The sequence below is a fragment of the Methylobacter sp. S3L5C genome, assembly GCF_022788635.1.
In the GTDB taxonomy this organism is placed as follows: Bacteria; Pseudomonadota; Gammaproteobacteria; order Methylococcales; family Methylomonadaceae; genus Methylobacter_C.
The window spans coordinates 2,074,332-2,088,473 of record NZ_CP076024.1 but is presented as its reverse complement, the minus strand read 5'-3'; the positions used below and the strand labels follow the sequence as shown (position 1 = coordinate 2,088,473).

The 14,142-nt window shown below is 43.1% G+C and carries 8 protein-coding genes; 2 read left to right on the top strand and 6 right to left on the bottom strand.

Features of this window, described 5'->3' with window-relative positions:
* Positions 1–194 precede the first annotated feature (194 nt).
* Together nhaD and KKZ03_RS09400 are read left to right on the top strand one after the other, a co-directional pair.
* Positions 195–1,643, top strand: a complete 1,449-nt coding sequence (nhaD, locus tag KKZ03_RS09405) for a sodium:proton antiporter NhaD (protein ID WP_243221230.1) — start codon at positions 195–197, stop codon at positions 1,641–1,643.
* Positions 1,644–1,777: 134 nt separating this feature from the next.
* On the top strand, positions 1,778–3,661 hold the full coding sequence (locus KKZ03_RS09400; RefSeq protein WP_243221229.1) for a potassium transporter Kup: 1,884 nt from the start codon (positions 1,778–1,780) through the stop codon (positions 3,659–3,661).
* A gap of 102 nt (positions 3,662–3,763) precedes the next feature.
* Here the strand turns inward: KKZ03_RS09400 and KKZ03_RS09395 are convergent, their stop codons facing one another.
* From KKZ03_RS09395 to KKZ03_RS09370, 6 genes are all read right to left on the bottom strand, one after another.
* Positions 3,764–4,411 (bottom strand): DedA family protein, encoded by a 648-nt coding sequence (locus tag KKZ03_RS09395; protein WP_243221228.1) that lies wholly within the window; start codon positions 4,409–4,411, stop codon positions 3,764–3,766.
* Positions 4,412–4,722: 311 nt separating this feature from the next.
* On the bottom strand, positions 4,723–6,246 hold the full coding sequence (locus tag KKZ03_RS09390) for a cation:proton antiporter family protein (RefSeq protein WP_243221227.1): 1,524 nt from the start codon (positions 6,244–6,246) through the stop codon (positions 4,723–4,725).
* A gap of 249 nt (positions 6,247–6,495) precedes the next feature.
* Positions 6,496–8,442, bottom strand: coding sequence for a molecular chaperone HtpG (htpG, locus tag KKZ03_RS09385; protein ID WP_243221226.1), 1,947 nt, complete (start codon positions 8,440–8,442; stop codon positions 6,496–6,498).
* Between the two features lie 188 nt (positions 8,443–8,630).
* Positions 8,631–10,157, bottom strand: a complete 1,527-nt coding sequence (locus tag KKZ03_RS09380) for a fumarate hydratase (RefSeq protein ID WP_243221225.1) — start codon at positions 10,155–10,157, stop codon at positions 8,631–8,633.
* A 177-nt stretch (positions 10,158–10,334) separates the two neighbouring features.
* A complete protein-coding gene (locus KKZ03_RS09375) occupies positions 10,335–12,938 on the bottom strand; it encodes a glycosyltransferase (RefSeq protein ID WP_243221224.1) in 2,604 nt (867 codons plus the stop codon).
* Between the two features lie 361 nt (positions 12,939–13,299).
* A complete protein-coding gene (locus tag KKZ03_RS09370) occupies positions 13,300–14,142 on the bottom strand; it encodes an NAD(P)-dependent oxidoreductase (RefSeq protein WP_243221223.1) in 843 nt (280 codons plus the stop codon).

Genomic DNA, 14,142 nt, shown 5'->3' with positions numbered 1-14,142 from the left:
ATAACACAGCGTTTCGGTGTTTTTTAAATATCTTTGCAGCTTTATTTAAAGTTCACCTAAAATAGCTGAAATAAACAACTCCCGGTCAGAACAAGTTTTAAGATTAGGCAGGTTTTATAACCCATTGGCAGTCAGTTCTTATGAACTGCTTTATTCATTTCGTCTTCGCCTTAAGTTTACCTTTCAACAATAAAATGAATAGCACACTAGTAAAGTTATCAGGCTTTGTATTATTACTTTTACCGACTGCGAGCTTTGCCGGCGAAGCTTCGGATGCTTTAATTGCGACCAAATCATTAGATTTAACCCACCATATCATTGGCTATCTGTCTATCGCTGTTACCGTTATGGCCTACATAGCTGCAATGTCAGAAGAAGTCATCGCACTACGTAAGTCAAAACCAATGGTTTTGGGTTCGGCGCTCGTATGGTTTGCGATTTGTATTTACTACGCCTGGCACGGCGAAGCCAAAATGGCAGCAGTCGCATTTGAAAGCAATTTACTAGCTTATATCGAATTATTTCTATTTATACTGGTATCAATGACCTATCTAAACGCCATGGAAGAGCGTGGTATTTTCGATGGCCTCAGGATTTGGCTCTTAAGTCGGCAATATAGCTACCGACAACTGTTCTGGATTACCGGTGTACTTGCTTTTGTTCTTTCAACCGTGATTAGCGGTATGGCAGTAGGACTTTTAATGGGTGCTGTTGCTGCGGCAGTAGGTAAAAACAAAAAAGAGTTTATCGCCCTGGCCTGCGTCAATATCATCGTAGCAGCGAATGCTGGCGGCTCGTTAAGTCCGCTGGGCGGCATTTCGACATTGTTCGTCTGGCAACATAAAATCCTGCCTTTTTATGAGTTCTTCTCATTGACTATTCCCTGTATGGTCAACTTTTTGGTTCCCGCTACCGTTATGCATTTTTTCGTCCCCAAAGAAACACCGGCTGCTTCCACCAGCGCTATCTGGCTAAGGCGTGGCAGCAAGCGTGTTATTTTACTGTTCATTATCACACTCGCCATTACCGTTTCGTCTAATGTGCTGCTGGAACTGCCACCAGCCGCCGGTATGATGACTGGTCTCGGATTATTGCAGTTTTTCAGCTTTTATCTCACCAAAACAGCGCACGAAGTTAAAAGTGACTTTGCCCATGTTTATAAACTTTTCCAGGTTGAAGCGCCAAGGGATAATAAAAGACAGGATTTTGATGTTTTCAAGAATATCGGCAATGTCGATTGGGACACGTTACTATTCTTTTATGGCGCGATGATGATAATTGGCGCCTTGGGGTTTATCGGCTATCTTGATGCTATTGCGCATTTTCTGTTCGGGGAGATAAGCGCTACGGTTGCTAATATTAGTATCGGCCTTTCATCAGCGTTTATTGATAATGGCACTTTGATGTTTGCTGTATTAAGCATGCATCCCGATCTTCCACCCGGCCAATGGCTGCTGCTAACTCTAACCCTCGGCGTAGGCGGTAGTTTGCTCGCCATTGGGTCTGCACCAGGAGTTGCATTGCTAGGCCAGATCAAAGAAGGCTATACCTTCGCATTTCACATGCGTTGGATGCCGGTTATTTTGCTGGGCTATCTCGCCAGTATAGCGGTGCATTTCTGGATAAATGCCCGCTATTTTTAATCGAATGAGTCAAAGAGCCTTATCAGCGGTAGCTTCCTAAAACACATGCCTGTTTCTTTTATAACTTATATGGACGATAATCGTGCCGCATAACTTTTCTTAACTATTTATTTAGTGGCAAAATATTTACAATAATGTCCTCAAATTCACAACCTCAATCCAAAGAACAACTCGCAAGCCTGGCGCTAGGTGCCATTGGCGTCGTATTTGGTGACATTGGCACCAGCCCGCTTTATGCGCTAAAGGAAGTTTTTCTCAGCGGTTTAACAATAGATAAACTGCATGTACTCGGCGTGTTATCTCTGGTTTTTTGGACACTAACCCTCGTAGTAACCACAAAATACGCAATATTCATCATGCGTGCCGACAACAAAGGCGAAGGCGGCATTATGGCGCTAATGGCCTTGGCTTTACAAGGTTCCAAAGAAAATCCAAAAAAAATGCGCTTCATCGTGACTGTCGGCTTGCTTGGCACTGTATTGTTTTACGGAGACAGCATCATCACTCCGGCTATTTCGGTACTTAGTGCCGTTGAAGGTTTGCAAATTATTGCTCCATCATTGGCCCACTATGTATTGCCGATTACCATTACAGTACTGGGCGGACTGTTCCTTCTGCAAGCAAAAGGCTCCGGCAAGATGGGCAAGCTATTCTCGCCAATCATGTGTATCTGGTTTTGTTTACTTGCCGTCTTGGGCATCATTAACATCGTCCATGAACCGGGCGTATTGATGGCAATAAATCCTTATTACGCAGCGCATTTACTGCTTGAACTAGGCTGGCATGGATTTTTGATTATGGGCGCGATCGTATTGGCAATAACCGGTGCCGAAGCGCTGTACGCCGATATGGGACATTTCGGCTTAAAGCCAATCCGTTATGCATGGTTCGGCTTTGTGTTTCCAGCCTTGCTGCTCAACTATTTCGGACAGGGAGCGCTGTTAATAGGACATCCCGAGGCCATACAAAACCCTTTCTATTTACTTGCCCCAACCTGGGCGATGTATCCTTTGCTGGTTCTATCGACACTTGCCACCGTTATCGCCTCACAAGCAGTAATATCCGGTGCCTTTTCGATGACCAAACAAGCCATACAACTGGGCTACTGTCCGCGCATGAACATTTTGCACACCTCAGGTGCCGAACGGGGACAAGTCTATATACCGGCTATTAATTGGCTGTTAATGGTATCGGTTTTCGTACTGGTACTGAGTTTTAAATCGTCGTCTGCATTGGCTTCAGCTTATGGCTTGGCAGTAACAGGAACCATGATGGCCACTACCCTGTTGGCATTTATAGTTATTCAAGAACTTTGGCAATGGAGCAAATACACCAGCATGGCATTTTTGTCGGTTTTTTTAACAATAGACTTAACCTTTCTTTCGTCCAACAGCTTAAAAATCCCTACTGGCGGTTGGCTCCCGCTGGTCGTCGCTACCGTTTTATTTTTAGTGTTAACGACATGGATTAAAGGACGCAAGTTACTTTCGGAATATATGGATGCCAGGCGAATGTTATTTGAAGATCTGGAAACGAAAATAAATGCCAAATTAGTGAACGTTGAAGGTACTGCAATTTATTTGACCAGAAGCTTGCACGGCGTACCTCAAGTACTGTTACACAACCTTGAGCACAATCATGTCTTGCATGAACAAATTATTGTACTGACCATTGTTACCACCAACGAACCCTATGTTGACGAGACTCATCTGGTTAAAATCAGAACCTTCGGTGAAAACAGGAATTTTTACCGGGTGAAACTTTATTACGGTTTCAAGCAGAACGCAGACGTTCGCCGCGCACTGGAGTTATGCATGCAACAAGGCCTGGATTTTAATCCCAAAAACACCTCTTTTTTTATCGGTAGCGAACAGATATCTTTTCGCAATAAGAGTCCCATGCCGAAATGGCGCAGGGCATTATTCAGATTTTTATTTCATAATTCCACTAGTGCGATTGAGTTTTTTAAAATACCTGTTGACCGCGTTGTGGAACTTGGAATCCGTGTCGAACTGTAAGCAAAACATCAGATACCAGGCAACTCAAAAAAGCCATCGATTTACAAATTAAATCAATTTTAAAATCTGTGAATCTGTGGCTTTTTTGCAGATATTAGCTTGTTAGCCCACTTTTAAATAATACTTATGCCGAATATACTCAACTACAGCAGGTATTATTGAGACAATTACAATACCTACAATAACTACCGTGAAGTTATGTTTTACGATTTCTATATTGCCAAACAAGTAACCGCCAAACAGACAGATAGAAATCCAGGAAACGCCACCGATAACGTTATAATGCAGAAACTTTTTGTAACCCATATCACCTATACCAGCTACAAAAGGAGCAAAGGTACGAATGATCGGGATAAAGCGGGCAATTATTATCGTTTTAGCACCATATTTTTCATAAAATTTATGGGTGCGCTCCACATGCTCTTTATTTAAAAAGCGGGTTTTTTCCTGCTTGGCTATTTTAGGACCAAAAAATCGTCCAATTTCATAATTAACTGAATCACCCAATACCGCCGCCACACATAATATTACATATAATATCCAAAGACTCATATCGCCTTTTGCCGCAAAAGTACCGGCTGCAAATAGCAAAGAATCTCCTGGTAAAAAGGGCAAAACGACCAACCCTGTTTCACAAAAAATAATAATAAATAATATTATATAAGTAACATAGCCATAATTTTGAATAATCTCGCTGAGATATTTGTCCAGATGTAAAAAAATATTAATAAATTGGGTAATATGTTCCATGTTCATTCCTGATGTTGTTTTTGCCAAGCTGGCTATGGTTATGTTAGTTGATCTTACGCCTGTCAGGCTACCTGATTATTACCGGGCTTTCATTACAAATGACAAGATTCTGCTTCTGTGCACTGAATAAATACCATAGCAAAGCGATAGGCAACTTCACTATTAAAAGTAATCCGGCAATAAAACATGATTTTTAAAATTTTAATACAAAGCTAAAAGTCGAGTCATTGTAGTAAAAAATGGGTATTGATGACATGAAAACAACCGTTGTTTATAAACACTTGGCTTTTTGTCAAGGCAACCAGCTGCCATTATGCCAATATTTGTTTAACAAGCTGGTTACCTGCTTCAACCAAAGGATGGATAATCAAATCTGCTCCCAGCCGAATTAATTCCCGCTCTTCTCCCTTGTAATAACAAATCGTGCCTATTTTACCCGAAAAACCTCGTTTTCTAAGTCGGTTAATTGCAGCACATCTAACTTCAAATTCCGGAACAGTTAAAATAACCCCTTTAATTTTTTCCAGAGGAAGCCTGCCCCACAACTCCGTATCTTCGGCATCGCCGTAAACCACCCGTCGTCTTTCGGCAAGCAGATTTTCCAATACTGTCGGATCAGAATCCAGCCCTACTACAAGCTTATCCTGCTCGTGTAGTGCCAGATAAGCAGAAACACCAGTACGCCCCATACCAACAACCAACCATTCCGAAACACCAAAGGATTCAGGCAAGCGATCAGACTGCCTGGATTTTTTTTCAAAACGAACCAATACCGGTTCGGCCCATGAAAACAGGCGGTGCGAATAACGGTTCAGGGGGGCTGCAATCGCTAAAGAACCGGCAACCGCCAGACTAATAATTGATGTCCATTCTTCAGGTAACAAATTGGCATTAACCACTGCCCCGGTAGTAATGAGTGCAAACTCGCTATACGTCATCAATGCCAAAGATGAAACAAAGGCCGTACGGGCGCGTAAACCTGCCAGTAGGAATAACGAAAAAAACAAGCCTCCCTGTAATGGCAGTAGCATTAGCAATTCCATGGCCGTCACTGCTTGTTCCTGAGTCGGAAAATTGGCCATTCCAATTTGGAGAAAAAATGCGACCAGAAATAATTCCTTGAGACTCCAAAGCTTGTTGGAAAGGTCTTCTATCTTGGGATGTGAAGCCAGCATCACGCCGGTTAGCAGCGCACCAATATCAGGGGAGACACCGACACTTTCTGCCAATAAACCACCGCCCAACGCCAATGATACCCCTAACATCAAGATGAGCTCACCCGAACGACTAACCGTGAGCAATCGATGTGCCAGCGGCCGCAGAAACGGCACAATTAATAATATTAAAGCCCAAAGTGTCAATTGCTTGCCATCCGCGAACGCAAGCAAACCGATTGCGACTATGTCTTGTAAAATCAGAATACTCAGCACGTCACGGCCATGCAGGGATGACAACTCACGACTATCATCCAATACTTTAATGGCAAGTACGGTACTGGAAAAAGCCAGACTGGCACCTAACACTAAACCGCCACTAATACGCTGGCCCATGGCCAGAAATATCAACGCAGAAACGCCGGTAACCAGAAGCAGATGAGAACCGCCTACGCTTAACACTTCACTGCGTAACAACGAGCTGGGTTTAAGTTTTAAGCCGACTGAAAACAACAATAACTCAATACCAATATCGGCAAGATGCGCCAAGTTTGGCAGGGGAGCTATATCCAAACCATGCAAAACATAACCGGCAACCAGATAACCCACAAGAGGAGGAAAAGACAAACGACTGGCAATTAAGCCAATCATGTAAGCGGTGCTAATCCAGACGAATTCCATAATGACTGTTTATATCGATACTAAGCTAAAGGAAAAGTTGATGTCAGCACAACCTTGTTGTTGATGACGTCAATACAGAAAGTGCTTGGGAGGCATGCCCAAGAATAGAAAATCTAATGCGGAAAAACGTGTATTGAACATGTAATTAAATACATAAATCCATCTCATGTCATGCTAGATTTTTATTATGAAGATTATCAGGCAAAAAAAAGGCTGGATCACTCCAGCCTTTTTTGGTTTTGTTAACGGTTATTTTAACAAACCTTGCAACAAACCATTTAGCTTATGGACAAAGGCAGCAGGGTCATCCAACTGCCCACCTTCGCTCAAAATTGCCTGATCAAACAAAATATGAGTCAAGTCGGCAAAACGGGTATCATCCTGCTCTGCTTTCATACGCACAACCAGCGGATGTGTCGGATTAATTTCAAAAACCGGTTTTCTACCCATGCCCATTGATTGACCGGCATCCTTCATAATTCTTTCCATGTTAAGACTCATCCCATAAACATCAGCGACCAAACAAGCAGGGGATTCGGTTAAACGATGACTCAAACGGACTTCGCTGACTTTATCTGCCAACACGTCTTTAATCTGCTTAAGTACAGCCTCAAAATCTTTATTAACTTCATCCAGAGCCGCTTTATCTTCTTCGGCATCCAGACCACCTAAATCCAAATCGCCTTTGGCAACAGACTGTAAATGCTTGCCTTCAAACTCGTCCAGATTAGAGACCAACCATTCATCAATACGGTCAGATAACAGAATAACTTCAATGCCTTTCTTACGGAATATTTCCAGATGCGGGCTGTTTTTTGCCGCAGAAAAACTGTCCGCCGTTACATAATAAATATGCTCCTGACCTTCTTTCATACGACTAACGTAATCTTCAAGAGCAACGTCCTGCTTGTCAGTATCTGCATGGGTAGTGGCAAAGCGCAGTAATTTGGCAACGCGTGCCTTATTGGCATGGTCTTCAATCGGGCCTTCTTTAATCACCGAACCAAACTGAGACCAGAATGTTTCGTATTTTTCCGGTTCATTTTTGGCCAGATTTTCCAACATACCCAATACTTTTTTTACCGCACCGGTTTTAATCGCACTGATTTGTTTACTTTGTTGCAGTAATTCCCTGGATACGTTTAACGGTAATGAATTGGCATCAATAACACCCCGGATAAAACGTAAATAACGCGGCATTAACTGCTCGGCATCATCGGTAATAAAGACTTTACGAATATACAGCTTTACACCATGTTTGGTATCCCTGTCCCACATATCAAACGGTGCGCGTGATGGCACATAAAGCAACAAGGCATATTCGTTAGTACCTTCAACTTTACTGTGCACATGCGTTAATGGGTCCTGAAAATCATGACCAACGTGCTTGTAAAATTGATTATAATCGTCATCTGAAATTTCTTGACGGGATTTGGTCCATAAGGCAGAAGCACTGTTAATAGTTTCTTCTTCAATTGCTGCAACAGGCTTAGCTTCTTTAACTTCTTCGCCTTCTTCAATCTCTTCTTCAGCCATTGCCGGCATAATTTCTTTATCCATAACAATGGGTAAAGAAATATGGTCAGAAAATTTTCTGACTATAGAGCGGATACGATAACCGTCCAAAAATTCGCTTTCTGCTTCTTTCAAATGCAGAACGATTTCTGTACCGCGCTGTGCCTTTTCTACTGCTTCTATGGTGTAATCACCCTCACCTGCAGATTCCCAACGGGTACCTTCACTTTTATCGGCGCCGGCTTTGCGGGTAGTTAAAGTAACTTTATCAGCCACAATAAATGCAGAATAAAAACCTACGCCAAACTGGCCAATTAACTCACTGTCTTTGGCTTGCTCACCGGTCAAGGCTTCAAAAAACTGCTTGGTACCTGATTTTGCAATCGTTCCAATGTGTTCCTGAACTTCTGCACGGGTCATACCGATACCATTATCTATAATAGTAATGGTGCGTTTTTCTTTATCAAATTCCAGGCGAATTTTCAGCTCGGCATCACCTTCATACAAGCCGTCATTAGACAGTGCTTCAAAACGCAGCTTGTCAGCGGCATCCGAAGCATTGGAAATCAACTCCCGCAAAAAGATTTCCTTATTGCTATACAAGGAGTGAATCATCAAATGCAGGAGGTGTTTAACTTCAGTTTCAAAGCCCAGGGTTTCTTTTTTTGCTTCAACAGTCACGATACTATTCCTAAAATTGTTAAAATGATTGCTGAATATGTGGGGGCGTATGATTTTTTTTCAAGGCAGGCAATTCTTATTCACCACAAAGATCACGAAAATGCATAGCTGCAAGGCACATGGCCAAGAGCAAAGAGCGAACCTGTTAAAGGCCGATTTTTTACTCTTTAACCTTATACCAACATTAATTATGATTCAACAACTACAGGGATTTTGCCGATTTTGTTCTGCCAAATTTTTGGTGCTATTTCATGTATCGATATGCCTTGAGTGTCCACCGCCACGGTAACGGGCATATCATCAACAATAAATTCATGAATAGCTTCCATACCAAGATCTTCAAATGCGACGATGCGCGAGTGGCGTATGGCTTTTGATACCAGATAGGCAGCGCCACCGACAGCCATCAGATAAACAGCCTGATGTTTTTTGATAGCAGCAATGCCTTCGGGTCCACGCTCTGCTTTACCAATCATGCCCAGCAAACCGGTTTTAGCCAGCATGGTTTCAGTAAATTTATCCATACGCGTTGCTGTTGTTGGTCCGGCCGGGCCAACCACTTCATCGCGTACCGGATCGACAGGACCCACATAATAAATAAACTTGTTGGTAAAATCGACACTTTCCGGCAGCGACTCACCACGTTCCAGCAAATCAACCATGCGTTTATGTGCGGCATCTCGGCCCGTTAGCATCGTACCGTTTAGCAGTAAGGTTTCGCCCGGTTTCCAGGTGGCCACTTCGGCAGGCGTCACCGTGTCCAAATCAACTCTACGAGCATTAACACCGGCATCCCGGGTAATGTTTGGCCAATCTTCGAGATGGGGAGGTTTAAACTCGGCAGGGCCAGAACCATCCAGAACAAAATGTACATGCCGGGTTGCCGCACAATTAGGAATAATGGCAACAGGTTTGTTAGCGGCATGCGTCGGATAATCTTTAATTTTGACATCCAGCACGGTAGTCAAACCACCCAATCCCTGCGCACCAATACCCAGTGCATTTACTTTGTCATACAACTCAAGGCGTAATTCTTCCAGCGCATTACTCGCGCCACGGGCAATAAGCTCTTGGATATCGATAGACCCCATGCAGGCTTGCTTGGCAAGAATCATGGCTTTCTCTGCAGTGCCACCAATACCTATACCCAATATGCCCGGAGGACACCAGCCCGCCCCCATGGTTGGTACGGTTTTTAATACCCAGTCAACAATACTGTCCGAAGGATTAAGCATAATAAACTTGGCTTTTGCCTCAGAACCGCCACCCTTTGCCGCGATCTCAACATCAACCGTATTACCGGTTACGAGTTCCATATGAACCACAGCTGGCGTGTTATCGCCGGTATTAATGCGTTTTCCGGCCGGATCTTTCAATATCGAAGCACGCAAAATATTATCAGGATGAAGATAAGCGCGTCGAACGCCTTCATTGACCATATCCGTGACACTAATATCAGCCGACCATTGCACATCCATACCGATTTTTAAGAAAACAGTCACTATTCCGGTATCCTGACAGATCGGTCGATGACCTTCGGCACACATTCGGGAATTGATTAATATTTGTGCCATGGCATCTTTGGCGGCCGGATTTTGCTCTTTTTGATAAGCGTCATTTAAAGCCTGGATAAAATCCAGCGGATGATAGTAGGAAATAAATTGCAGTGAATCAGCGATACTTTGGATAAAGTCGTCTTGGCGAATAAGGGTCATTGGGGTTTTCCTGTGTGTACGATCAAGGATCGTTGTAGGGATCTTGAATTATTCAATCAAAAGCTGATTATAACTGCACGCCACGAAGACACGAAGAACATGAAGAACATGAAGTTTTTACCCTGCTTTGTCTTCGTGCCTTCATGGTGCTATTTTTTTAAGGAATTTACACCTTCTTTACTTATTCAACTCTTCAGCAGCACGTTTGGCTTTACGACGATAATTCGGTGCAACGCTGATCAGCAATGTCAGTAAAGCAGCGGCATAAGGAACCATTTGCACCGACAAGACCGCTATCCATAATTTACCACTTAAATTATCAAAATGCTCGGTAACACACATTGCAGTGATACATGAACTTAACAATATCAGCAAAAACAATTCCTGCCTGATAGTCATTAAACCGGCAAACAAAGGCCCCTGTTTTTCAAATTTAGGTGTCCGCATAAACGGTTTACCCGAGGTAAACAAGCCCTGAACCGTACCTCTGGCGACAGTATGGGTTAAAGACAAACCGGTTAACGCGGCACCCAAGGATTGCCAAACTGAACACGGAACACGCGCCTGATATAACCATAAACCACGCAGAATCTTAAAGCTGAATAAACCGACCGTCGGTAATAAAAATACATTTGCAGGTAGTTCGCTATGTATCGGGTCAGTCAATATTACTGCGGTTAAAATCAAACTGGCGGTCGTAAATAACAACGCCAGGGCATCTGAAAACCACGGCAACCAACCGGCAATAAAATAATAACGTTGCGCGGCTGTTAGTGGTGAGTTTTTCGAAGGTAAAAAGCTGCGCCAATGTCCCTTAATGATTTGCATGGCACCATAAACCCAGCGAAAGCGTTGAGTCATATAACCTGACATGGTGTCAGGCATTACACCACGACCAAATGAATCCTTTACATAAACCGAGTCATAGCCGGCTTCATACAAACGCAAACCGAGTTCACTGTCTTCACAAATACACCATTCTGCCCATTTACCGACTTCCAATAAGGCAGATTTTCTAATCATGGTCATGGTGCCATGCTGGATAATGGCGTTGTATTCGTTTCTTTGCACCATGCCTATATTAAAAAAGCCGGCATATTCCCAATAACAAAAAGATTTAAAGAGGCCTTCATCACGATCACGATAGTCCTGTGGCGATTGCACAAAGCCGACATTTTCATTATCGAAGTATGGCACCATGCATTTTAGCCAGTCTGGCGACAAGACATAATCGCTGTCAATAACCGCAATAATTTCTGCGTCGCTGGCAGTTTGTTCAAGTGCATGATTGATTGCACCAGCCTTGAAACCAGGCCAGTTCTCCAGATGGAAAAACCGGAACATAGGCCCCAGTCGTTCACAATCCTCACGTACCGGCTCCCATACCGCAGGATCTTTGGTGTTGTTGTCCATCACCAGCACTTCAAGGTTGGGATAATCCACTTTCGCCAAAGCCTCAAGCGTCTCACGCACCATCATGGGTGGCTCGTTATGAATGGGTAAATGCAGAGAAACTTTGGGATATTTAAACTCAGCCGAGGGCTTTAGCGGTTGAAAGGTTCTCGCGGTCTTTTTATGCCAGATCACTTCTGCAATTTCCAAACTCTCTATTAGCAAAATAACGACTGCCATAATCTGCATCAGTATCATCAAGCCCCAAAATAAAATACTGAGATTTGTTTGATATTGATGGGCTCCTATCGATGCAGACCAAAAAATCACCGAAACAGCAAGATTGACAATTAAGCCGAAAAACAAAATACCGGGCAGCTTTAACGTGCTACGGGTAAATAAGAACAAGCCCATTAATACAATACTAAAACCTGCTGCACCAACTGCCCAGTTTTTCCAGGCAGGCATGGTCAGCACATCGCCATTCATTGGATACTTGGGTTGTCGATCAGCATTAAATATCCCCCAATAAGCACCCGCTGAGCCTTCTATAGACTTTTTCCAAGGCTGATCAAAAGCTTCCACAATATAATAATTAACGCTTTCCTTGTCGGCCCGATTAATAAATTCACGTAAAAATTTTGCCTGATTGGATATTGATGCTGTTGCATGTTTAAAGGGCTGACCATCTGAAGGCCAACCGACTTCAGTAATAATGATGGGCTTACCTGGATAAGTCTGTTGTAATTCATGATAACGGCTAAAAACATAATCAACCCCATCTTCTGCAGGAATACCTTCCCAATAAGGCAAAATATGCACGGCAATAAAGTCAACTTCGGTAACAAGATCCGGATTTTTTAACCAAATATCCCATGTTTCAGAAGTACTGACAGGACGCCAACTGCGCTTTTTAACTTCCCGGATATACTCGATCAAGGCCGCTTTAGGAAGATCATTACGAAGTAACACTTCGTTGCCCACCATCAACCGAATGATTCGTGGATTATTCTGGCGACCGGCTTCGATTAAAGTTTCGATTTCCTGGCGATTTCCTTCCAGATTAGCTCCAATCCATGCACCTAAGGTCGTATTTAAATTATATTTAGCGGCCAGCTCAGGAATTTTGTGATTCCCTTTAAGCATGCTATAGGTTCGAATTGCATGAACTTTATCGGCAAGCAAAGCCAAATCTTTGTCCATATCGGCTTCACTGGGGTAGGTGTTACCATTTTGCGTATCTTCCTTGCGCATTGGATCGTAGGTGACCCCCATCGTGGTCTTGGTCCAAGATTCCAATTGCAAGGGGTTATTGATATAACTCCAAATACTGAAATTAATAATAACAAGTAATGCAACTACAAATAGAACAGCTATCTTTCTTTTCATTTGGGTATTGGAAAGTTATCGCCTGAAGCGAGTATCGTATGTTTGATTTAAGAATTGTTCTTTGGGATTAACAAACAGACTTAAGTAATTAACCGTTAAATCAGCAAAACTATTGCTCAACATCTTGTCGTCAAGTACTGTCTTAACGATAATCGGTTAACTAAAACCGATTATTCAAAAGTCTGTTTGTTATTGAAATTCCCGTTTTTTTCCGCTGACCTTCACCAGAAATTAAAATAATTACACACAATATCTTACACGTGATCTAAAACTAACAAAAAATTATTTACAGAGTGAACAGCGAATAATTACAGCATGCTTCATTTATTCAGGTATGCCAGTAGATTTGGCTAGTTGATATCTACTGTTTTTTCAGCCGATACAATGCCGAAATATCCTCGTCACCATAGCCTTCCGACATCAACTGTTCATAACTTGTAACAGTCATGTCAACCAAGGGTACCAGAGCCTCTGTTTGAGCGGCCATCACTTGGCAGATCTTTAAATCCTTATGATGTAGCGCAACCTTAAAACCGGGTGTAAAAGTACCTTTGGTCATGGTCGAGCCACGATGTTGCAGAAACCAGTTGCCGGACGCGCCACCAGAAATAACATCAATAACTTTATCCATTGCCAAACCTTGGGTTTGCGCAAAAGCCAACGCTTCCGTAACCGCCTGATTAATACCTGCCCCCATAATTTGATTGACGGCTTTGGTAGCCTGCCCCGAACCGGTAGCACCCATATGAATAATACGCGCAGCCATTGCTTCCAATACGGGCATGGCTTTTTCCAGCGCGGTTACATCTCCACCCACCATCATCGCCAAAGTGCCATTCTTGGCGCCTTCCGTGCCACCTGAAACCGGTGCATCCAAAAACAGCACCTGTTTTTCTGCCAAAATCGCGGCAGCTTTTTTGGCCGTTACACTGCTTACGGTGGACATATCGACAACAATTGTACCTGGCTTGATGCTTAAGGCTATCGCCTCAACCACGCTTAACACATCCTGATCGGCAGAAACACAAATCAGCACAATATCAACGTCTGCCGCCAGCGCTTCAGGTGAATCAAAAACCGCTACGGTAAATTCTGCCGTTTTTGCTGGAGTACGGTTATAAACAGCTGTTAAACAGCCTGCTTTGGCAAGATTTCTGGCCATGCCCAAACCCATTGCGCCCAACCCGATCATGCCTGCTTTCAT